Origin of the sequence: Fodinicurvata fenggangensis DSM 21160 (assembly GCF_000686045.1) — a bacterium.
GTDB classification, from domain to species: Bacteria; Pseudomonadota; Alphaproteobacteria; order Kiloniellales; family DSM-21159; genus Fodinicurvata; species Fodinicurvata fenggangensis.
This window is the reverse complement of record NZ_JMLV01000002.1, coordinates 357965-379943: the sequence shown is the minus strand read 5'-3', so window position 1 is coordinate 379943 and position 21979 is coordinate 357965. Positions and strand designations below refer to the sequence as shown.

24 protein-coding genes are annotated in these 21979 nt (G+C 60.3%); 10 read left to right on the top strand and 14 right to left on the bottom strand.

What is annotated here, in order from left to right:
* Positions 1–6: 6 nt before the first annotated feature.
* Entirely contained in the window at positions 7–612 is a 606-nt protein-coding gene (rdgB, locus tag BP38_RS0104980; protein WP_026986835.1) for an RdgB/HAM1 family non-canonical purine NTP pyrophosphatase, read from the bottom strand.
* Between the two features lie 8 nt (positions 613–620).
* Entirely contained in the window at positions 621–1340 is a 720-nt protein-coding gene (gene rph, locus BP38_RS0104975; protein WP_026986834.1) for a ribonuclease PH, read from the bottom strand.
* A 209-nt stretch (positions 1341–1549) separates the two neighbouring features.
* Between rph and hrcA the strand changes: the two genes are divergently transcribed.
* The 5 genes from hrcA to BP38_RS0104945 all read left to right on the top strand — a co-directional run bounded on the left by hrcA (position 1550) and on the right by BP38_RS0104945 (position 7619).
* The gene (gene hrcA, locus BP38_RS0104970) at positions 1550–2626 is read left to right on the top strand and encodes a heat-inducible transcriptional repressor HrcA (RefSeq protein ID WP_051608982.1); all 1077 of its coding nucleotides are present in this window, start codon (positions 1550–1552) and stop codon (positions 2624–2626) included.
* A 71-nt stretch (positions 2627–2697) separates the two neighbouring features.
* A complete protein-coding gene (gene grpE / locus BP38_RS0104965; RefSeq protein WP_026986832.1) occupies positions 2698–3363 on the top strand; it encodes a nucleotide exchange factor GrpE in 666 nt (221 codons plus the stop codon).
* A gap of 549 nt (positions 3364–3912) precedes the next feature.
* Positions 3913–5850: a molecular chaperone DnaK gene (gene dnaK / locus BP38_RS0104955; RefSeq protein ID WP_026986830.1), complete on the top strand. Its 1938-nt coding sequence runs from the start codon at positions 3913–3915 to the stop codon at positions 5848–5850.
* A gap of 91 nt (positions 5851–5941) precedes the next feature.
* Positions 5942–7087, top strand: a complete 1146-nt coding sequence (dnaJ, locus tag BP38_RS0104950) for a molecular chaperone DnaJ (protein ID WP_026986829.1) — start codon at positions 5942–5944, stop codon at positions 7085–7087.
* A gap of 103 nt (positions 7088–7190) precedes the next feature.
* On the top strand, positions 7191–7619 hold the full coding sequence (locus BP38_RS0104945; RefSeq protein ID WP_026986828.1) for an OsmC family protein: 429 nt from the start codon (positions 7191–7193) through the stop codon (positions 7617–7619).
* On the opposite strand, the gene BP38_RS0104940 is transcribed toward BP38_RS0104945, so the two are convergent.
* From BP38_RS0104940 to BP38_RS0104910, 7 genes are all read right to left on the bottom strand, one after another.
* The gene (locus BP38_RS0104940) at positions 7604–8005 is read right to left on the bottom strand and encodes a helix-turn-helix domain-containing protein (protein ID WP_026986827.1); all 402 of its coding nucleotides are present in this window, start codon (positions 8003–8005) and stop codon (positions 7604–7606) included. The two genes, BP38_RS0104945 and BP38_RS0104940, sit on opposite strands and share 16 nt — an antisense overlap.
* A complete protein-coding gene (locus tag BP38_RS0104935) occupies positions 8002–8610 on the bottom strand; it encodes a Smr/MutS family protein (protein ID WP_026986826.1) in 609 nt (202 codons plus the stop codon). Before BP38_RS0104935 ends, BP38_RS0104940 begins: the two co-directional genes overlap by 4 nt.
* A gap of 6 nt (positions 8611–8616) precedes the next feature.
* Positions 8617–9288: a LutC/YkgG family protein gene (locus BP38_RS0104930; protein ID WP_026986825.1), complete on the bottom strand. Its 672-nt coding sequence runs from the start codon at positions 9286–9288 to the stop codon at positions 8617–8619.
* On the bottom strand, positions 9285–10727 hold the full coding sequence (locus tag BP38_RS0104925) for a LutB/LldF family L-lactate oxidation iron-sulfur protein (protein ID WP_026986824.1): 1443 nt from the start codon (positions 10725–10727) through the stop codon (positions 9285–9287). The genes BP38_RS0104930 and BP38_RS0104925 overlap by 4 nt, the downstream gene beginning before the upstream one ends.
* Before the next feature lie 6 nt (positions 10728–10733).
* Complete coding sequence (locus tag BP38_RS19085) at positions 10734–11585, bottom strand: (Fe-S)-binding protein (RefSeq protein ID WP_051609034.1); 852 nt, start codon at positions 11583–11585, stop codon at positions 10734–10736.
* A gap of 67 nt (positions 11586–11652) precedes the next feature.
* The gene (gene mltA / locus BP38_RS19080) at positions 11653–12882 is read right to left on the bottom strand and encodes a murein transglycosylase A (RefSeq protein ID WP_051608981.1); all 1230 of its coding nucleotides are present in this window, start codon (positions 12880–12882) and stop codon (positions 11653–11655) included.
* 37 nt (positions 12883–12919) lie between these two features.
* Entirely contained in the window at positions 12920–13633 is a 714-nt protein-coding gene (locus BP38_RS0104910) for a Tim44/TimA family putative adaptor protein (protein WP_026986823.1), read from the bottom strand.
* A gap of 157 nt (positions 13634–13790) precedes the next feature.
* Between BP38_RS0104910 and BP38_RS0104905 the strand changes: the two genes are divergently transcribed.
* Positions 13791–14336, top strand: a complete 546-nt coding sequence (locus BP38_RS0104905) for an FxsA family protein (protein ID WP_026986822.1) — start codon at positions 13791–13793, stop codon at positions 14334–14336.
* Between the two features lie 106 nt (positions 14337–14442).
* Positions 14443–15006, top strand: a complete 564-nt coding sequence (secB, locus tag BP38_RS19075) for a protein-export chaperone SecB (RefSeq protein WP_081816458.1) — start codon at positions 14443–14445, stop codon at positions 15004–15006.
* Between the two features lie 97 nt (positions 15007–15103).
* Here the strand turns inward: secB and dnaQ are convergent, their stop codons facing one another.
* From dnaQ to BP38_RS0104875, 5 genes are read right to left on the bottom strand one after another with little or no spacing between them, the layout of a single operon-like run.
* Positions 15104–15781: a DNA polymerase III subunit epsilon gene (gene dnaQ, locus BP38_RS0104895; protein ID WP_026986821.1), complete on the bottom strand. Its 678-nt coding sequence runs from the start codon at positions 15779–15781 to the stop codon at positions 15104–15106.
* On the bottom strand, positions 15774–16406 hold the full coding sequence (gene coaE, locus BP38_RS19070) for a dephospho-CoA kinase (RefSeq protein ID WP_051608980.1): 633 nt from the start codon (positions 16404–16406) through the stop codon (positions 15774–15776). The genes dnaQ and coaE overlap by 8 nt, the downstream gene beginning before the upstream one ends.
* Complete coding sequence (locus tag BP38_RS0104885) at positions 16406–17257, bottom strand: shikimate dehydrogenase (RefSeq protein ID WP_026986820.1); 852 nt, start codon at positions 17255–17257, stop codon at positions 16406–16408. Before BP38_RS0104885 ends, coaE begins: the two co-directional genes overlap by 1 nt.
* Entirely contained in the window at positions 17254–17883 is a 630-nt protein-coding gene (locus tag BP38_RS0104880) for a Maf family protein (RefSeq protein ID WP_081816457.1), read from the bottom strand. The genes BP38_RS0104885 and BP38_RS0104880 overlap by 4 nt, the downstream gene beginning before the upstream one ends.
* Positions 17880–18707 (bottom strand): pyruvate, water dikinase regulatory protein, encoded by an 828-nt coding sequence (locus BP38_RS0104875; RefSeq protein WP_026986818.1) that lies wholly within the window; start codon positions 18705–18707, stop codon positions 17880–17882. The genes BP38_RS0104880 and BP38_RS0104875 overlap by 4 nt, the downstream gene beginning before the upstream one ends.
* Before the next feature lie 435 nt (positions 18708–19142).
* Between BP38_RS0104875 and hemE the strand changes: the two genes are divergently transcribed.
* The 3 genes from hemE to hemJ are packed head-to-tail and all read left to right on the top strand — an operon-like array spanning position 19143 to position 21762.
* Positions 19143–20195 carry a uroporphyrinogen decarboxylase gene (gene hemE, locus BP38_RS19065; protein WP_051608979.1) on the top strand — a complete coding sequence of 351 codons (1053 nt, stop codon included), beginning with the start codon at positions 19143–19145 and terminating at the stop codon, positions 20193–20195.
* A gap of 55 nt (positions 20196–20250) precedes the next feature.
* A complete protein-coding gene (gene hemH / locus BP38_RS0104865; RefSeq protein ID WP_026986817.1) occupies positions 20251–21309 on the top strand; it encodes a ferrochelatase in 1059 nt (352 codons plus the stop codon).
* A 12-nt stretch (positions 21310–21321) separates the two neighbouring features.
* The gene (hemJ, locus tag BP38_RS0104860) at positions 21322–21762 is read left to right on the top strand and encodes a protoporphyrinogen oxidase HemJ (RefSeq protein ID WP_026986816.1); all 441 of its coding nucleotides are present in this window, start codon (positions 21322–21324) and stop codon (positions 21760–21762) included.
* Positions 21763–21979: the final 217 nt, after the last annotated feature.

Sequence of the window (21979 nt, the reverse complement as noted above, 5' to 3'; positions counted from 1 at the left end):
CGGCTGTCACCCGGCCGCACGCAACCAGGTTTCGAAATCGCGGAAGGCCCGCGCTCTGTGACTGATGGCATGCTTGTCCGCGGGATCCATTTCCCCGAAGGTTTCCTGGCGCCCGTCGGGCAGGAACATGGGATCATAGCCAAACCCCAGGCTGCCCCGGGGGGGCCAGACCAGGGTTCCATCCACGCGCCCCTCGAAAACCCGGGTCTCCCGACCGGGATGGGCCAGAGCTAGGACACAGACGAAATAGGCGTGCCGATCCCGGCTGTCGCCCAGCTTCTCGTTCACCTTTTCCATGGCCAGGGCAAAGTCCTTGTCCGGACCCGCCCAGCGCGCCGAATAGATTCCCGGCGCACCGTCCAGGGCCGGAACCACCAGGCCGGAATCATCCGACAGGGCAGGCAGTCCCGCAGCTTCGGCTGCGCTTTCCGCTTTCAGTGCTGCGTTTTCGGCAAAGGTTCGTCCCGTCTCCTCGGGTTCCGGTAAGTCCAGCTCCCCAGCCGAGACGACCTGGATGCCGAAAGGCTCCAGCAATGCGGCGATTTCCCGGACCTTTCCGGGATTGTGGCTGGCAATGACCAGCCGTTCTCCAAGAGACTCCTGCTCAGCCATCGGGCGGTTCACTGCGCGGCCAGCGCGGCACGCTGTTCCTCCGTCAACTGCTTGATGCCGGCCTCGGCCAGCCCCAGCAGATGATCGAACTGGTCGCGGCGGAAGGGCACATCCTCTGCGGTTGCCTGAACCTCGACGATAAGGCCACTGGCCGTCATCACGAAGTTGGCGTCTGCGCCAGCCTCGGAATCCTCGGCATACTCCAGATCCAGGATCGCTTCGCCCCGATAGAGACCGCAGGAAACCGCAGCCACTTCCTCGGACAGCGGAATCTCCGCCATGATACCCAGGCGACGCATATGCTCGAAAGCCATGTGAAGTGCCACATAGGCACCCGTGATGGCGGCCGTGCGCGTTCCCCCATCGGCCTGCAATACATCGCAGTCAAGACGGATCTGGCGTTCGCCGAAAGCCGTCAGGTCCGTTACCGCACGCAGGCTGCGGCCGATCAGGCGCTGGATTTCCTGGGTGCGCCCCGTCTGCCGTCCACGCGCGGCCTCGCGATCCGTGCGCCCGTCCGTGGCCCTGGGCAGCATCCCGTATTCCGCAGTCACCCAGCCACGCCCGCTGTTGCGCAACCAGCCAGGCACACCAGGGTCGACACTTGCCGTGCAAAGCACGTGCGTGTCCCCGAAACGGGCCAGGCACGAACCTTCCGCATACTTGTTGACGTTGGTTTCCAGAACGATTTCGCGTAGCTGGTCGGCGGACCGGCCGCTGGGGCGCATGAGCGAACTCCCTTCAAGGGTTTAAGGCAGGCGGCGCAGTCCGCCCGCGGACGGCGCGAACCTAACGCTTCGACAGAAGGCCGTCCAGCCGCATCCAAGCCGTTGAAACCGCTGTGATCAGGGATTAAATGCTGGGGAATGTGCAAACCGGGTGGAATAATCCCCTCGGACAACTGATTTTATCCGGTATACTCGCAGTCATGACATCCATGTCCAGGCGTCCATCAAAGTCCCTAGCCGACCGCCCCGAACTGGGCGCGTTGAACGAGCGTTCGCGCGAAATCCTGCGCATGATCGTCGATGCCTATGTAGAGACCGGGGCGCCCGTCGGCTCACGCACCCTCTCGCGCAACATGGGCCTGGACCTTTCGCCGGCCACGGTCCGTAACGTCATGGCCGACCTGGAAGATCTGGGTCTGCTGATGGCGCCGCACACCTCGGCCGGTCGCCTGCCGACGGAACAGGGCCTGCGCCTCTATGTGGATGGTCTTCTGGAGCACGGGAACATCGGCCAGGACGAGCGCGAGATCATCGAGGGGAAGTGTGCCGCCTCGGGCCGTTCCCTGTCGCAGGTCCTGGAGGAAGCGACCACGCTTCTCTCGGACCTTTCCCACTGTGCTGGACTGGTGTTGGCGCCAAAGCAGCAGGACGACACCCTGAAGCACATCGAGTTCGTCTCCCTGGGCCCGGGTCGGGCGCTGGTGGTCTTGGTGGGCGAGTCCGGAAATGTCGAAAATCGCGTGATCGACGTGCCGGTCGGCCTGCCACCTTCCTCCCTGGTCGAAGCTTCCAATTTCCTTTCGGCGCATCTGCGCGGTCGCACCCTTGAGGAAACCCGGCAGATCGTCAGCCAGGAGATGGAGGCCCAACGGGCCAGGCTGGATGAGCTGACCTCGCGCGTGGTCGAGGCCGGGCTGGCCACCTGGGCAGACAACACCAGTGGTGGCGCCCTGATCGTGCGGGGCCAGGCCCAGCTGCTCAGTGATGTCCAGGCCCTGGAAGACCTGGAACATATCCGTCAGCTCTTCACCGCCCTGGAAAAGAAGGAGGCTCTGCTGCGTCTGCTCGACCTGGCCGACGACGCGGAAGGTGTCCAGATCTTTATCGGTGCGGAAAACGAGTTGTTCGGCATGGCCGGATGCTCCATGGTCGTCGCACCCTACAACAACAGCCGACAGCAGATCGTGGGCGCCATTGGCGTGATCGGTCCGACGCGGATCGACTATGCCCGGATCATTCCAATGGTCGACTACACGGCCAAGGTCATCGGCCGCTTGATCGGCTGACCCCTTAAAACAGCCGGGTCATTCACACAGATAATCAGGCTGAAACAGTTACAGTTATTCGGAAAGGACTCATGGCAAAACGTCCCCAGCAATCAGAAACGACACAGACTCCTACGGAAGAGAATCTCGCCGAACAGGGCAAGACAGCCGAGGGTGACGAGACTGTCGAACCGGAAATCGCGGCGAATGAGGATATCGGCGAAGTGCCTCCGGGCGACAATGAACTCGACGAGACAGATGCCCTGCGGGCCGAAGTCGCTGCTCTGAAGGAGCAGTTGCTACGGTCCATGGCAGATGCGGAGAACACCCGCAATCGCGCGCGCAAGGACCGTGACGAGGCCGCCAAGTATGCGGCCAGCGGCATCGCCAAGGACCTTCTGTCCGTGGCCGACAACCTGCGGCGCGCCCTCGAAAGTGTTCCCGCAGAGGCCATCGAGCAGAACGAGCATCTCAAGAGCCTCGTGACCGGGGTTGAGATGACCGAGAAGTCCCTGCTGGAAGCCTTCGAGAAGAACCACATCAAGCGGATCGATCCCGTTGGCGAGCGCCTGAACCCGCACTATCACGAGGCCATGGTCGAGATCGAGGATCCCGAACGCCCCGCGGGCACGGTCTCGCAGGTCTTCGAACCGGGTTACGTGTTGCACGACCGCCTGCTACGCCCTGCCAGGGTTGCCGTCTCGAAGGGCGGTGGCCAGAACGGCGGCCCGGGCGGCCAGGTGGACACCCAGGCCTGACCCACTCAACACAGGGATCAGGACCGACCCCTGGATGGGGGCTGGTCCTGATCCCGGTCCTGCGGAGTCTCCTGGCTCTGTGGGTCGGGGCTATCTTGAAGGCGGCGCCTCGCCTCGCGGATGCCCAGCCAGCGGAAAAAGAAATAAAGGGCACCAGCAACAAGCATGAGGCCCGTTCCGAACTGGCTGGCTGCAGGACTGTCGAGAAGCCTTTCACCAAAAAGAGCAAGCAGGGCACCAACCACAATATTTGCCACCATCAACCATAGGATGGTCAGATATATGCCATTGTTGGGGAAGGGAGGACGGTTCCTGTAGAACATGGGGTCATCCTGCCCCCCTTCCGGAAGCGTGGCAAGCCGAAGAAGAAAGCCGCAGCCCGCCTTGTAGGCTGGGGCGAAAGCCTTATATATGCGAACGTAGGCGGCATTCGCCGCCATTTGGTAAATCAACAGGTTTGATGGTCCCCTCCGGGCCAAACCTCCAAGGGACTAGGGACGGCGCTTTATGAGGCTGTCTCACAAGTCTGCTGCGAAAGAGAGGATGTAAATGAGCAAAGTTATCGGTATCGACCTCGGAACAACGAACTCCTGCGTGGCCGTCATGGACGGCAAGGACGCACGGGTGATCGAGAATGCGGAAGGCACACGCACCACGCCTTCCATGGTGGCCTTCTCCGAAGACGGCACACTGGTCGGCCAGCCGGCCAAGCGCCAAGCGGTCACCAACCCGGAAAACACCCTTTTCGCCATCAAGCGACTCATTGGCCGGCGCTATGACGACCCGACCACGAAGAAGGACAAGGATCTTGTCTCTTACAAGATCGTGGAGGGCCCGAACGGCGACGCCTGGGTCCAGGTGAACGACGAGAAGTACAGCCCCAGCCAGATCTCCGCCCAGATTCTTCAGAAGATGAAGGAAACCGCGGAAAACCATCTGGGTGAAAAGGTCGAGCAGGCGGTCATCACCGTCCCGGCCTATTTCAACGACGCCCAGCGTCAGGCGACCAAGGACGCCGGCAAGATCGCCGGGCTGGAAGTCCTGCGTATCATCAACGAGCCGACGGCCGCAGCGCTAGCCTACGGCCTGGACAAGAAGACCTCCGGCACCATCGCGGTCTATGACCTGGGTGGTGGTACCTTCGACGTCTCGGTCCTGGAAATCGGTGACGGCGTCTTCGAGGTGAAGTCCACCAACGGCGACACCTTCCTGGGTGGTGAGGACTTCGACAGCAAGATCATCGAGTACCTGGCCGACGAGTTCAAGAAGGAGCAGGGCATCGACCTGCGCCAGGACAAGCTGGCCCTGCAGCGCCTGAAGGAAGCCGCCGAGAAGGCAAAGATCGAGCTGTCCAGCAGCACCCAGACCGAAGTGAACCTGCCGTTCATCACGGCCGATTCCTCGGGACCGAAGCATCTGAACATCAAGCTGTCCCGCGCCAAGCTGGAAGCCCTGGTGGATGACCTGGTCAAGCGCACCATCGAGCCCTGCAAGGCGGCCCTGAAGGATGCCGGTGTCAGCGCCGGCGAGATCGACGAGGTGATCCTGGTCGGCGGCATGACCCGCATGCCCAAAATCATCGAGAACGTGAAGAACTTCTTCGGCAAGGACCCCCACCGCGGCGTCAACCCGGACGAAGTGGTTGCCATCGGCGCGGCCATCCAGGGCGGCGTCCTGAAGGGCGACGTGAAGGATGTCCTGCTGCTGGACGTGACCCCACTGTCCCTGGGTATCGAGACCCTGGGCGGCGTCATGACCAAGCTGATCGAGCGCAACACCACGATCCCGACCAAGAAGTCCCAGGTCTTCTCGACGGCGGAGGACAACCAGACCGCCGTGACCATCCGGGTCTTCCAGGGTGAGCGCGAAATGGCTGCGGACAACAAGATGCTGGGTCAGTTCGACCTGGTGGGCATTCCGGCCGCACCGCGTGGTGTCCCGCAGATCGAGGTGACCTTCGACATTGACGCCAACGGCATCGTGAATGTCTCGGCCAAGGACAAGGCCACCAACAAGGAGCAGACAATTCGTATCCAGGCCTCCGGCGGTCTGGCCGAAGAGGACATCGAGCGCATGGTCAAGGAGGCCGAGGAGAATGCCGAGGCCGACAAAAAGAAGCGCGAGCTCATCGACGCCCGCAACAACGCCGAAAGCCTGATCCACACCACGGAGAAGACTCTCAGCGAAAGCGGGGACAAAGTCGATGCCACGGCCAAGTCCGAAGTGGAACAGGCCATTGCCGACCTGAAGGAAGTCAAGGACGGCGAAGACCTGGAGGCCATCAAGGAGAAGACCGAGGCGCTGGCCCAGGCTTCCATGAAGGTCGGGGCCGCCATGTACGACACCGAGGATGGCAGCGGTGCCGCTCCGGGTGACGGAGCCGCGGCAGACGGTGAAGCCGCGGACTCGGGAAGTCAGGATGACGACAGTGTCGTCGACGCCGACTTCGAGGAAGTCGACGACGACAAGAAGGGCAAGTCTGCCTGATCAGAAAATCACGACGGGGCCGTTTGACGGCCCCGTCGTCTTTTGTTTTCCCGAAAATCGGAACGCCCAAGGGGACAGCGCAACCTGAACCATGGCAAAACGTGATTACTATGAAATCCTGGGCGTCAGTCGTGACGCCGGTGACGACGAAATCAAGAAGGCCTACCGCAAACTGGCCATGAAGTACCACCCGGACCGCAATCCGGGGGACAGTGATGCCGAGGTCAAGTTCAAGGAAGCCAGCGAGGCCTATGAGGTCCTGAAGGACGCGGACAGCCGCGCCACCTATGACCGTTTCGGACATGCCGCTTTCGAGCAGGGCGGCGGTCGTCGTCCCGGCGGAGGCGGTGGCTTCGGTGGTTTCGAGGGATTTGCCGATATCTTCGACGAGATGTTCGGCGACATGATGGGCGGTGGCCGCCGTGGCGGTGGCGGCGCCCCGCATGGCGCGGACCTGCGTTATGACCTGGAAATCACGCTGGAAGACGCCTTCAACGGCAAGGACACCCAGATTCACATTCCCACTTGGGTCAGTTGCGAGACCTGCGATGGCTCAGGGGCGCAACCGGGCTCGAAACCGGTTACCTGCCCGACCTGCGGCAGCCGTGGGCGTGTGCGCATGCAGCAGGGTTTCTTCACCATTGAACGCGCCTGTCCCAGTTGCCACGGCCAGGGCAAGGTGATCGAGGACCCCTGTGATGACTGTGACGGCGTCGGCCGGCAACAGCAGGAAAAGACCCTGCAGGTCAATATTCCGGCCGGTGTCGAGGACGGCACCCGCATCCGTCTTGCCAACGAGGGCGAAGCCGGATTGCGCGGCGCACCGCCGGGCGATCTTTATATCTTCCTGTCCCTGAAGCCCCACCGCTTTTTCCAGCGCGACGGCGCAAACCTCTTCTGCCGCGTCCCCGTGCCCATGACAACGGCAGCACTGGGTGGTGAGATCGAGGTTCCGACCATGAATGGCGGGCGGGCCAAGCTGACCGTCCCGGCCGGCACGCAGTCCGGGACCCAGTTCCGCATGAAGGGCAAGGGCATGCCGGTCCTACGGTCCAATGCCAAGGGCGACCTCTATATCCAGGTCTCCGTCGAGGTTCCGGTCAATCTGACCAAGCGTCAACGCGAATTGCTGGAAGAGTTCCGCGAGGAATCCGGAGAGGATAGCGATCGCCACCATCCTGAAAGCCACGGATTCTTTTCCCGCGTAAAGGAATTCTTCGAGGACCTGAGGGACTGAGGCAGGCTTAAAGATATATTCTATGTACTTCTTTTTCCTGGACATCGAACCCCAAGCGTCCCACATCGGTCTTGCAAACGGATAAAGAGAAGGGAGCTTGTCCATGAAAAGCAGAAACGCGTCCGCCGTATGGAATGGAAATCTCAAGGACGGCAAGGGCCGCATTTCCAGTGACAGTGGTGTCCTTGACGATAACCCCTATTCCTTCGCCACACGATTCGAAGACGGCAAGGGAACCAACCCCGAAGAGTTGATTGCAGCCGCGCATGCGGGTTGCTACTCGATGGCACTGTCCAATGAACTGGATGGCGACGGCATGTCCCCCGAAAGCGTCGAAACCCGGGCTGCTGTCACGCTGGACCAGGTCGAAGGCGGTTTCGCCATCACCAAGATCCATCTGGATGTGAAAGCCAAGGTTCCAGGCGCCAGCCAGGCGAACTTCGATGCGGCTGCCGAACGCGCCAAGTCGGGGTGCCCTGTCTCCAAGCTAATGAAGGCCGAGATCACGCTGGCCAGTCAATTGGAGTCCTGAAGTCCGGCGTCCGAGCGGGTCTGAGCTGTTTCTTCTGCCTCCTGCATGACGGCGAGCAGGGCGTCTATACGCTCTTGTGGCAAGCTTGAAACCGTCTCCGACAGGCGGTTTGCCAGCTCCGTGGCGGCAGGGGAAAGGCCCGCTGTGTCTATGGTCACGCGCGGATGAGACAGGGCTGCCAGGCGCTCGAGTGCTTCAGCCTCGTCCCAGATGATGCCGAGATACTGACAGACGGCATGGACGAAACGCAGGCTCGGCCGCCCCCTGTGACCATGTTCCAGTGCAGAGAGATAGGCTGGTGAAATTTCCAGGCCTGACGCCATTTCCTTGAGTGTCAGTCCCCGCTCCCTCCTTATTCTCCGCAATTCGGCTCCGAAAGGCGTCATCTGCGCGACTCCCGGTTCTCGCGCTGGCGGCGCAAAAGAATGTAAAGCGCGCCTGAGCCACCATGCTGTGGACGCGCATAGTCGAAGGCCAGTACTCGTTCACGGTTGGCGGGGAGATTCAGCCACTTCGGCACCTGCTTGCGCAAGACTCCGCCCTCCTCGCTGAAACGTCCCTTGCCGGTAATGACGAGAACACACCGCAGGCCCTGGGCATGGGCCCGGGCAAGGAAGCTGTCCAATTGGCTGTGCGCATCCAATTGGCCCAGTCCATGCAAATCCAGCCGGGCATCGATGGGCATTTTTCCACGGCGCATGCGCTCGGCCGAGCGGCGGTCAAGGCCGGCAACAGCACCATGAGACAGTTCCGAGCGCGTGCTTGAAGGCGCGCGGCTGACCTTGCGCGGTGGGGGATTGGACAGCTTCTTAGCCGGGGCCTGTTTTTGGCTGGATGAATCGCCATCATCCTTGGCAGCGTCGTCGGAGAGTGTCGTTGCCGCGGAGCCCTTCAGGCGCATGCGTTCTGGCAGGGGATGTGCATCCCGCACCACATGCTGCCAGAGCCGCGCTTCCTCACGACTGAGGCCCGTTTTTCCCCGACGGGACATGGCTGATCAATCCTCTGGATCTCCGACAACGAGGATATGTAACCGTCGCGGTCCATGTGCACCAAGTTGAATCGTCTGTTCAATGTCAGCAGTGCGCGAAGGCCCGGTTATCATGTTGACGGTGCGCGGCAGTCGTCCATCGTTCTGCGCCCGCAAGCGGTCCCAGACCTGTTCGTAGGTACCGGCGATATCCCGCGCCTCAAGCATAACGATGTGTGTATCAGGCAGAAAGTTCAGACCCGTCGGGCGTTCGGCCCCGGAATGCAGGACCAGGGTGCCGGTTTCCGCCACAGCGGCAAAGGCCGGAACCAAGGAAACGGCATCCGTGGCCTCGGCACAGCCGGCCTGGACGTCCAGGCCCGACGCCTGGTTCGACCAGGGCAGATCGGTCAGTTTCCTGTCTGGGGCCATCCGAAGGGTGGCCGGCAGGTTTCGTTCCCGCAAGTAGTTTGCGACTTCTCGAGGGATCTCCTGGAACGCCTGAAGCCGCGTAACCGTGGCATCCACGGCGGTGGCCTGCTGGATAAAGAGTGCGAGGCGATCTTCTGCGGACAGCTGCCCACGTGCCGGGGTCGGACCGCGTGGATGCTCTGCCAGCCGATGATCCACCACATCATCCTGAACCGCAGCCCGACTGCGTCGGATCTGATCGAGAATGCGCGCCCTGCTGTCTGTCACGTCCTGGCCTCCGTCGTTTTCCCGCTACGACGTTGCCGGGCCCAGAGCTGCTGGAACGTGGCCCCTTCGGGCGCCGGCAGATCACGATAATCGGTCCAACCCGAGGCCAGTGGAAGGCGTGCAAAGCGCCCGCGGCGTCGGCCCAGCAGACCCAGCAATGGCATCGCTAGACGTGTCGCCGCATGATAGAGCGCCGGCCTGCGCGCAAAATAGGCCCAGAGCGACAGGCCCCTGCGCGCCGCTGCCGGCGTCAGGTGACGCTCGTATTCCTGTTCACGCCAATGCCGCATCATCTTGGGCAGGGGAATCTTCATGGGGCAGACCGCCTCGCAACGTCCGCAGAAGCTGGACGCGTTCGGCAAATGCCCGGCTTGCTCGACCCCGGTCAGGGCTGGCGTCAGGACCGCGCCCATGGGGCCGGGATAGACCCAGCCATAGGCGTGCCCGCCGATCGCATGATAAACCGGGCAGTGGTTCATACAGGCGCCGCACTTGATACAGCGCAGCATTTCCTCGAACTCGCTTCCCAGCATGGCCGAGCGACCGTTGTCCAGAAGGATCACATGGTATTCATCCGGCCCGTCGGCATCCTCGGCCCGGCGTGGTCCTGTGGAAAAGGTCGTATAGCTTGAGAATTCCTGGCCCGTGGCCGAGCGGGCCAGAAGGCGCAGAATTGTCGACGCATCTTCCAGCGTCGGAACCACCTTCTCGATGCTGGCGATCACGATATGCACCCGGGGCAGGGACTGTGTCAGGTCGCCATTGCCCTCGTTGGTGACGATCACGCTACTGCCCGTCTCGGCGATCAGAAGATTGGCGCCGGTAATGCCCACATCGGCATCCAGATAGCGCTGGCGCAACATCCCGCGGGCTTCTTCCACCAGCTGGCCCGGCTGGCTGAGATCCCGGTCGCCGGGCAGGTCCTTGTGCTCCCGACGAAAATCATCCGCAACCTGTTCCTTGTTGAGATGGACGGCCGGGGCAATGATATGACTGGGGGCTTCATGGCGCAGCTGGATGATGTATTCCCCCAGGTCCGTTTCCACCGGGACAATATTCCGTTCTTCCAGGAAATCGTTCAGGCCGATCTCTTCGGCCACCATGGATTTTCCCTTGGTAACGCTGCGTGCGCCCTGTCGCTGACAGATCTCCAGGATGGCTGTACGGGCTTCCTCGGCCGTCGCACACCAGTGTACCTGGCCACCATCCTCGCGGACCCGGGCTTCGTAGCGTTCCAGGTAATGGTCCAGATGGGCCAGGGCGTGATCCTTCACGGCCCGTGCCGCCTCGCGCAACTCTTCGAATTCAGGAAGCTTCTCGACAGCGGCAAGGCGCTTGTCGATAAAGTTCCGCTTGACGTTGCTCATGGCCCTTTGAAGCTGGTCGTCAGTAAGGGCGTGGCGGACGTTATCCTTGAAGTTGCGGCTGGTCGATTCCATGGGCTGCTAGCGGCTCCTGCGTTGCATTCGGGAGGCGGCCTCCGCATCCGACGAACCGATCGACGGCGCCTCAAGTTGTCCCGCCAGGACTTCCGCCACATGGCGGACCTGCATTTCCGATCCCTGTCGGCGCAATTTTCCCGCAATGTTCATCAAACAGCCCAGTTCCCCGGCTAGAAGCATCTCTGCACCGCTTTCCTGGACCGCCTTGCTCTTGTCCTGGACCATGGCATTGGAAATGTCAGGATACTTCACACAAAAGGTCCCGCCAAAGCCGCAGCAAACCTCCCGGTCTTGCAATTCCTTCAACTCCAGCGATTCCACAGCTTGAAGAAGCTGGCGCGGTTGAGCGGAAACGCCCAGTTCCCGCAGGCCGGAACAGCCGTCGTGATAGGTCACGCTTTCTTCGAGATGCTGGCTGCTGGGGCGGTACCTGCAGACATCCACCAAGAAAGACGTCAGCTCGTGTGTCCGGCCGGCCAGTGCTTCGACTTCCGGAAGCAGATCGGGCGCGTCGCGGAACAGGCGGGGATAGTGTTCACGGATCATGGCCGCACAGGATCCGGAGGGGGCAACCACATAGTCGAAGCCCTGAAAGGCTTTGACGGTGGCACGTGCAATGGCGCGCGCGTCTTCACGATCACCAGAATTGTAGGCCGGCTGTCCACAGCAGGTCTGGGCCTGAGGGACCTCGACTGTACAGCCGGCGTCCTCAAGCAGGGCAACAGCGGAAAAGCCCACCGTGGGTCGGAACAGGTCCACCAGACAGGTGATGAACAAGCCTACACGCGGATTTGGTTGCTTCTCTCGGGCAGGGTTTCCGTTCGATGCCGGCTGCGCCGCCGATTCTTGTTTCATGGACACGCTCATTCTCCTTGCCTGAACAATGGTATGACCACTTGGAAAAGGCAAGCAAGGGAAGAGGTCAGTTTCCCGAAGCGCCGGCGATATCAACGCCACGCCGTTCGGCAACACTGCGCGGCAGAAGAATCCAATAGCGGCCCGGTTCCTTCATGCGGCCTGCCCTTTCGAAAGCGGCTTCGCCGCTACCCCAGAAGAAGTCTCCGCGCACTGGCCCTGTGATCGCACTGCCCGTATCCTGGGCCACCATCAGTCGGTTGAGCGCATCGTTGCTGTTGGGCCAGTAGGTTTCCAGCCAAAGCGGTACACCCAGCGGCAGGAAATTGCGATCCACGGCCAGGGACCGCCCGGCAGTCAGGGGAACCCCCTGGGCGCCGATGGGACCTTCTTCATCGATTTCGCGGAAGAAGATGTAACGTGCATTCCTCTGCATCAGGGCACGGGCCTGCTCCGGATTTTCATCCAGCCACGTCCGGATTGCCTGCATGGAGGCTTCTGCGCGGGACACAGCCCCTTTCTCGATCAGGGCTCGTCCGATGGCATAGAAGGGGTGTCCGTTCGATCCCGCAAAGCCGACGCGCTGGCGCGTTCCATCCGGAAGTGTGGCCACTCCTGAGCCCTGTATGTGCAAGAAGAAGGCATCCACGGGATCATCGGCCCAGAGCACGACATCCGCCTTGCCCTGCAGCGCACCTTCGGCGATCTCGCTGCGCGAATGATAGGGCTCGAAACTGTTTCCCGAAACGCGCCCGACCAGTCGTTTCCCGGAAAGCTCGGTCTCAAAAGCACCCAGATCGGCTGTGATCAGGTCTTCCGGCGGTGCATGGAGCGGCACGTCATAGCCGTTTCCCGGCTGCCGCGAAGCCCGGATTTCCGCTTCGTAATAGCCGGTAAAGAGACCTTCCTGTGCCGGTCGGGCCTCGACGTAAAAGGGATGGAACTGCTGCTCCAGGAAAACACGCAAATCCCTGTCATCGGTGAAAGTTCTGTCCTGAAGGCTGCGGCAGACCTTTTCCCAGTCGGCAATTGTCCCGGCCTTGCCCTCCGGACCAAGCTCGCGTTCCGAAGGCTGTGTCTGGAGGCGTTGGCAGGAGCGACGCAGGGCGGGCAGGGCCTCCAGCAGGTTGTCCTGCTGCCAGCCGGAAAGATCGGAAAAGCGCGCCGGGACGAAATCGGCTTCTGCCTCATCTGGGGCAAGGGGCTTCTCTTCCGCCGGCTTGTCCAAGGGCGCCTGGCAGGAGGCAAGGATCAGGGCGCCGAAGACGACAGGGACAAGCGCACGTAGGGAAATCATGCGGAACAGCTCACGGAAAGAAGCTCCTCTGTCTGGATCAGGTCGGGCTTTCCGTGGCGCTCAGCGCCCAGTTCGGATCCCGGCTGCGCGTGTTGCGTTCGAAGGTCCAGATGTCGGTCACATTGATAATTTCGTTCGGATCGCCCTCGATGATGCGGTCTTCTTCGTCACGGGTCACATTGATCTGCTCACTGACGAACTTGACATCGATGGAGGCGACACGGTTCTCCAGCCGGGCGTCCACGATATCGGCCGACTTGATACTGACAATGGTGGTCTGAAGGCTCTCGTTGTTTTTCTCGCGCTCGTCGATCGCCTTAGAGAAGTCCTCGTAGACCTGATCGGCCAGCAGACTGCGCAGGGTTTCCCGATCCCCGGCAGCAAAGGCGGAAACAATCATTTCGAAGGCAGCGCGAGAGCCTTCCAGAAAGCTCTGTTCGTCGAACGAGCTGTCCGCCAGCTTGATCTGGGTCAAGCCGGCAGCGGCGGGCCCTTCCGTACGGAACTCGGTTTGCTGATCTTCCTGGGACTGCTGCTGGCCTTTCTGATTGGGCAGGTGAACCACCTTGTCCTCGCCAGCAGGGCCTTTCTTTCGGGCCGTTTGATTTTCCTCGTTCTGCTTGAAGGGATCAACGTCTGGACGTGAGTCGTCCCCGTTTCGCCGACCCAGGACGGAACGTAAGCGCAGGATAAGAAAGGCCGCTATCGCTGCGAAAAGAATAATGTCGAGTAGTTGAAAGCCTTCGCCCATCAGATATCCTGTTCATGACCGGCGCAGGTCTGAGCGGGAGCGGCCGGCCTCACCGAGCGTCCCCTGTGCCGATCCGCATGTGTGAAACAAGCAACAGACCTTGTCATCCTTTGGTCTCTACCCCAGTACATAGGGGAGCATCAAGGAAAGAACAAGCATGGCCCTTTATATACTCATCGCCTTTATCGCCATTCCCCTGATTGAAATCGCACTTTTCATAGAGGTCGGGGATTGGATCGGACTCTGGCCAACTCTGGCTGCCATCGTCCTGACCGCACTTGCCGGGACGACGATGCTGCGCATCCAGGGGCTGGCAACCCTGAGCCGCGCCCGAACGGAAATGGACCGCGGAGAACTGCCGGCACGAGAACTCTTCGACGCGTTCTGTCTCGGGATCGCTGGTGTCCTGCTGCTGGTCCCGGGCTTCTTCACCGATGCCATCGGGCTTCTGTTGTTCATACCCATCTTCCGGACCTGGCTGCGCCGGTTCCTGGGGCGCAACATCACTGTCCACAGCATGTCAGCGCAGGGCCACGCAGCCTATCGCCACAAACGTGATGACCAGACCATCGATGCCGATTACGTGGACGTCACGAACGAGGACGACCCCCAGCAGGAAGGCTCATCCCCCAAGGAACTGACGGACGAGCAGGATTCCGATCCTTCGAAACGCGGCGGAGGCGGCAGCAAATGGGTCCGCTAGGACCGGCACGCTGTGTGCTTGTGCCCGTGACCGCTTCCATGCTAGCCAACCGGCACTTGTTTCACGAAAATCCGCGTATTCTCCAGCCCAGATCAAGAGGCCTCTCATGAACGATACCACTCCCGGCGCAGCACCGGCCGGTGCAAATCCCCAGGACCAGCAGCAGGGCAACAAGGAATCTCCGCTTGTCGTCCATGTGCAGTACCTGAAGGATCTTTCGTTCGAAAGTCCGAATGCCCCGACCATCCTGACCAACATGGGGCAGTCGCCCAACCTGGATATCCAGCTCAATGTCGGTGCACGCCCGCTTCAGGACCGCATCTACGAGGTGGTGCTGAATCTGAAGGTTACGGCCAAGCAGAAAACCGAGGAAGACGAGCGCACAGCCTTCGTCGTCGAACTGGAATATGCCGGTGTAGTCACCGTTGGCCAGGCGGTTCCGGACGAGCGCGTCGAGCAGGTGCTCCTCATAGATTGCGCCAGCATGCTGTTCCCCTTCGCACGGCGTGCCGTTGCCGACACCACACGCGAAGGCGGCTTCCCGCCTGTGCTGATCAATCCTGTGGACTTCGTCCAGCTCTATCGCCAACGGAAGGCGCGTGAAGCTGCCGCCAAGGAACAGTCCGGAAACGGTGCTGCCGAAGGCAACGGCGACGATACCCAGGCCTGAGATACTCAGGCCTGATGTGGGTCCGGACCATCGAGGGCAGTGCCTGTTGGGGACTGCCCTCGATCCGTTTACGACGTCCGGCACCTGTTAGACCCCATTACCGGGTCCAGATGGGATCCTTGAGTTTTTCCAGCATGCGCGCATGGGCCTCTTCTTCCGCGGAACTTGCCGTATGCGGACGCGGTGCACGGTGAGGGCGAGCGGCGCGCAGCGCTTCTGACGCAGCAGCAGATGCCTTGTCATCGGCCAGAACAAGGCCTGGCTGGCGCCCGCCCATCAATTCCAGGTAAACGGCGGCCAGCAATTGGCAGTCCAGGAGTGCGCCATGCAGGCTGCGTTCCGACAGGTCGATCTCGAAGCGGCGACAGAGTGCATCGAGGCTGGCCTGGGCTCCAGGAAAGCGGCGGCGCGCAATCTGTACCGTATCGATGGCTCGATCAGTGGGAATGGGCGCATGACCGCTGCGGGCCAGTTCCGCGTTGAGGAACTTCAGATCGAATTCGGCGTTGTGAATTACGAGCTTCGCATCCGCGATGAATTCCAGGAACTGCTTCACAACCTCGCCGAACAGGGGCTTGTCGTTCAGGAAGTCCAGGCTCAGTCCGTGCACCTTGAAGGACTCTTCGGGAATATCCCGCTGCGGATTGATATAGAGTTGCAGATTGTTGTTTGTCGGAACGTGATTATCCAGTTCGACACAGCCAATCTCGATAATCCTGTGCCCGGCATCCGGATCCAGGCCCGTGGTTTCCGTATCCAGAACAATTTCACGCATGGATGCTTCCTGTCTTGTCTCTGATTCTCTCACGTTCTCGCCGGCGCAGCTTGCGCACGAGGCGGGCCAGCTGCCGGAAAGTCAGCGCCTTGCCCAATCCCGTCTGAATCACATAGTCCGCCCGACGACGTTTCAGGGCATCAGGCAACTGCCGGGCCAGAACGGCGCGAAATTTTTCCTCGTTCATGCCAGGGCGCTTCAGAACCCTTTGCCTTTGTATGCGCAATGGCGCACTGACGACAATGACATGGTCGCAGAGGTCATCGCCGCCCGTCTCATAGAGCAGGGGAATATCCAGGACCACGAGGGGAGACCTCCGTCGGCGATGCCGCTTCAGGAAATCCAGCGCTTCCTGCCGAACCAAGGGATGAACCAGGGATTCCAGAAGACGTAACGCTGCGTCATCGGCAAAGACACGCTCGCCCAAACGCTTGCGGTCGACGGCGCCATCCACGAGGACGTCCGGGAAATGCCGGCTCACCGGTTCGACGGCGCGGCCACTCTTGGCAAACAGGCGATGAACAGCCTGGTCTGCGTCATGCACAGGAAGCCCCAGACGGCGCAACATTCCAGCTGCGGTCGTCTTGCCCATGCCGATGGACCCCGTAAGCCCGAGGACCTGCATTATTCCTCCAGCACGAAGCGTCGCAATTCCTCATCCACTTCGGGCGTCCGTTCGAACCAGCCGGCAAATCCGGGAACAGCCTGATGCAGCAGCATGCCAAGTCCATCCACAACCCGATTGCCCTGTTCACGCGCACGAACCAGCAGTTCCGTTTCCAGGGGCACATAGACAATATCATTGACCAAGGCATTTCTGGGAAGAGACGTCAGATTGATTTCCAGCGGGGGCTGCCCCGTCATTCCCAGGCTCGTGGCATTGACCAACAGGTTCGCACCGGAAAGAACGTCCGACCACTGTCCCCATTCGACGATCCTGAGACGTTCACCGCCCGGATCCTGGGACAGGCTGTCGGCCAGCTTCTCGGCACGTGTACGCGTACGATTGGCAATCAGGATTTCCGGTGCCCCGGCATCCAGCAACGCAACACAGAGCGCCCGGGCTGCACCGCCGGCGCCCAGGATGACAGCAGGCCCGATGGTTGCCTGCCATTCTGGGCAGCCTTCGAAGAGGTTCTGTATGAATCCATAGGCATCGGTGTTGTCACCCAGGATACGCTCATCCTGGAAGAACAATGTATTCACAGCACCGATCCGGCGCGCGCTGCTGGTTACCTCGTCACAGACGCGAAGGGCCGCTTCCTTGTGCGGAACCGTCACGTTTGCCCCGAGAAAACTAAAGTTTGCCAGTGCCGTGACGGCCGAAGCAAAGCTTTCGGGCCGTACTGGCAAGGGTACATACGCTCCATCGATGCCGTAGCGTTCCAGCCAATGATTGTGCAAGCGCGGAGACCGGGAATGACCGACCGGCCAGCCCAGCACTCCGGCAAGGCGACTTCTTCCCGTAAGATTCATCCCGATATTGCTCCTCGTTGGCGCAGATAACCCAGCAAAGGTAGCAGTGGAAGCCCCAGGATTGTGAAGAAATCCCCCTCCACGCGGCTGAAAAGATGAACACCCTGGCCTTCCAGACAGTATCCACCGACAGATCCCAGGACAGTGTCTCCTGCCGCTGCAAGATAGGTATTGATAAATGAGTCGCCAAAGTCGCGCATCGTCAACCTGGCGGTCTCGTTTTGGTGCCAGAGGCGTTCCCCGTCACGCACCACACAGACTGAAGTTTCAAGGGTGTGCATACGTCCGGCCAGGGTTCTGAGGTGCGCGGCGGCATGATCCCTGTCCCGGGGTTTGTCAAACCAGGTTCCATTGCAGTCGAGCATCTGGTCGGCGCCGATAACAAGCGCGCCGGGCCACATCCGGCTGACCCGGCCTGCTTTCAATTCGGCGAGTGTCTCGGCTGTCTGCAAGGCCGTCGCCCCTTCTGCCGCCAGGGAATCCTTGAACTCCGCTTCATCGACTGCTGCCGCCTGGTGGTCCAGCAACAAACCGGCATTCTCCAGCAATTGGCGACGGGCCGGACTCGCCGAGGCCAGAACCAATAACTCTCCATCCGGCTTCATGAAGGGAGCGGCTTGCGTCATTCGGCGGCCTTTGCTCGATGGCGCTGATACAGGGTCAGTATGGCCGCCGCGGTTTCTTCTATCGAACGCCGCGTGACATCGATAACCGGCCAGTGGTGACGCGCATAGAGGCGCCGGGCTTCCTTGACCTCCTCCGTGACGGCTTCGATATCTGCATACTTCCCTGCTTCCTCCCGGTCGTTCATGACACGCAGCCGGCTTTTCCTGATATCGACCAGTCTCGCAGGGTCCTTCGTCAAGCCTATTATCAGCGTCCCCTGCAGCTGAAACAGTGCGTCCGGCAGGGGAACGCCCGGAACATAGGGGACATTGGCAGCACGTACGCCTCTCTGCGCCAGGTAGACGCAGGTCGGTGTCTTTGACGTGCGCGATACACCGACCAGCACGACATCCGCTGTTTTCAGATCTTCATTCAGCTGCCCGTCATCGTGGGCCAGTGCGAAATTCATGGCCTCGATACGATCAAAATACTCACTGTCGAGTGTGTGCTGCTTGCCAGGTCGGCCCACACTGGTTCGTTCATAGTGCAAGCCAAGCGCACGAATGACCGGATCCAGAACCGCCACGCAGGGAACACCTATGGCCCGGCAATTTTCCTCCAGAAGGCGGCGCAATCCCTCGTCCACCATCGTATAGACGACAGGCCCGGGTTCGTGACGTATGTGCTGAACAATCTTTTCCACGTGTCCCCGCGTGCGGACCAGAGTCCAGATATGTTCCTGAGGTTCAATGCCTTCGAACTGGGCCACACAGGCTCGGGCAACGGAGTTGACGGTTTCTCCGGTGGAATCGGAGACCAGGTGAAGATGGTGATGCAGGGTCATGTCACAGGCGCACCCAAGGGGATAGAAAGGGGATTATGGGGATAACCTTTACGCAATCAAAGCCTACCGGAAAAGCATACGCATAGCAGGAGATTCCATGCGAAGGGTTGTTCCCTGTTGATCATCCAGTCAGATCCATATCCATTCAGTGGATGGATCCCTGTCTTCTCGATCATCGACCTGTTTTATCCACCTTCTCCACAGTGCTCTCAAACGGCCTGGAAATAGCGCCTGTCAGATGATTCTTCCCAGATCTGTCCTCAGATAATCACGGTTTCTGGTAACCCATGCCAAGCTGTGGATGGATCTGTTGATGAAAAATAATCCCCAGCTTTCCCCCATCCTACAACGACTCCAGATTCCTTTCTTAATAATATAATTGATATTAGAACTGTGGATCCTTTTCTCCTGGCTCTCAGCTAAGTGGATCTCTGATTGAAACCTCTACTCCGTGCCCTCAAAGGGAAAACCCTCGATCCGCCGCCAGTCTGGATGATGCGCCAGGCGGGGCGCTATCTGCCCGAATATCGGAAGCTCAGGAGCCAGGCCGGCAGTTTTCTCGATCTCTGCATGACACCGGAATTGGCCGAGGAAGTGACTCTCCAGCCCATTCGCCGTTATGGACTGGATGGGGCTATCCTGTTCTCGGATATCCTGGTCGTTCCCCAGGCCCTGGGGCAGAAGCTTTGGTTCGAGGAAGGCATCGGTCCACGCCTGGAACCCCTGGATGAGACCGCCGATCTGTCTCGGCTCTCCAGTGCGGCCTTTCACGAAGGACTGCAGCCGATCTACGAAACCCTCAAACGCTTGCGGAAATCCGTGCCGGAAAATGTTACCCGTCTCGGGTTTGCCGGTGCTCCCTGGACCGTAGCCAGCTACATGATCGAGGGAGGTTCCAGCCGTGATTTCTTCAAGTCCAGGCTTTGGGCCTATCGTGATCCCGATGGCTTCGGAAAACTGATAGATCTTCTGGTTGAAGTGACCAGTGAATACCTGATCCAACAGGTCGCAGCGGGTGCAGAGGCCGTTCAGCTCTTCGATTCCTGGGCAGGAATTTGGCCCGATGAAGGATTTCGGCGGTGGTCGCTTTCACCGTCCCGGCGTATCATCGAGAAGGTTCGAAAGGACTGTCCCGACGTTCCGGTCATCTTCTTTCCACGGGGAGCGGGGGTCCTCTATCAGGAATGTGCCAGGGAAAGCGGGGCCCAGGCCCTGTCACTGGACAGTTCGGTCCCCCTGGAGTGGGCCAGGGACAACTTGCAGCCCCATGTGACGCTGCAGGGCAATCTGGACCCGGCTTGCCTGATGGCCGGGGGGGCAGCTCTGGATGAGGCCACACGGCGATTGATGAGCGTTCTGGGCAAGGGTCCATTCGTCTTCAACCTGGGTCATGGGATCGACAAGACGACCCCGCCTGAGAACGTGGACAGGATGATGCAGGTCATTCGCGGCAAAAGCGCACAGCAGGACGGCCGTACTTTTCAGTGAGGCGAAACGTCCTAGCTTTCGAGTGTATATGACAAGCCACAGCAGGAAGGCGACCATGCAGGATACAGCTTTTCCAGCCGGGCATCCGAAAATTGCGCTTGGCAAAATCGGGGTCCTGCTTGTCAATCTCGGAACGCCAAGCGGAACGGATTACCGCTCCATGCGGCGATACCTTTCCCAGTTCCTGAGTGACAAGCGGGTCATCGAGCTGCCCTCCCTTCTTTGGCAGCCACTGTTGCAAGGTGTTATCCTGAGCCGCAGGCCACAACGCAGCGGAGAAGCCTACGAGAAGATCTGGAACCGGGAGAAGAACGAATCCCCTCTGCGCACCATTACACGCGGCCAGGCAGAGGCGGTTGCGGCGTCCTTTTCACAGGATCCGGAAACACGAGACAGGATCGTGGTGGACTGGGCCATGCGCTATGGAACACCGAGTGTCGACAGCGTCTTTGCCAGACTGAACGAGGCGGGTTGCCGGCGTATCCTGGTATTTCCCCTCTATCCCCAGTACAGCGCGGCAACAACCGCCTCGGCTTGCGACGAGGTTTTCCGCGCGCAGCTGAAGCTGCGCTGGCAGCCAAGCCTGAGGACCGCGCCTTCCTACCACGATGAATCTGATTATATTGACGCTCTGGCCCGAAGCGTGAGGAAACACCTGGAGAGCCTGTCCTGGGAACCGGAGAAGCTTCTCGTATCCTTCCATGGTCTGCCACGCGAGAATCTGGACAAGGGCGATCCCTATCATTGCCACTGTCAGAAAACGGCCCGTCTGCTCGGAGAGAGGCTCGGAAACTCGGCACCGCCTGTGCAGATCGTCTTCCAGTCGCGTTTCGGGCCCAAGGAATGGCTTCAGCCCTATGCGGATGTCACCACGGCGGAACTGGCACGCGGGGGGACCCGGCGCCTGGCTGTCATCAGTCCAGGTTTTGCGGCCGATTGTGTGGAGACGCTGGAAGAGCTGAACATTGGCTTGCGCGAGACCTTCCTGGAGAACGGCGGAGAGCAATTCACCTACATACCCTGCCTCAATGACAGCAAGCCCCACATTGATATGTTGACTGGACTCCTGAAGCGTGAGCTTTCAGGCTGGATCGAGACGAAGGAACAGGCTTGAAAAGGATAATCCATGCCCTGGCTCGCTGATGCCTATCCCTGGATCAAGGCGCTTCACGTCATCTCCGTGATTGCCTGGATGGCCGGTCTTCTCTATCTGCCGCGCCTGTTTGTCTATCACGCCGGGACGGAACCGCACAGCGAGACGTCCGAGACCTTCAAGGTGATGGAGCGCCGCCTGCTCAGGGCCATCACGACACCGGCGATGATTGCCAGCCTGGTTTTCGGGCTGCTTCTGTTGGCAACGCCCGGCATCTTCGAGCAGGGCTGGCTGCATGCCAAGATCCTGCTGTTGGTCGGCATGTTCGCCATGCATGGTTTCATGGCCCGCTGGCGTAAGGATTTCGAGGCTGATCGAAATCGTCATCCTGCGCGTTTCTATCGTTTCATGAACGAAGTTCCCACTGTCTTGATGGTGTTGATCGTCCTGCTGGCTGTTGCAAAGCCATTCTGAGGCAGGAAAGCCTTTGCCAAAGGCTTGACTTGTGTAGGGCAGTTGCATAAGACTACAGATAAGTGCAGGTTCACCACCTGGACGATTTCCCTTCAAAAATATTATGCGGATCCCTGTAGAGCGTGACGTCGAGCCAATCGACGCAGTTTCCGGATCCATAAAGGCAACTGATCCTTCCCATTCGGCGACAGAGCGAACTTCTTCAACGCTCATCGGC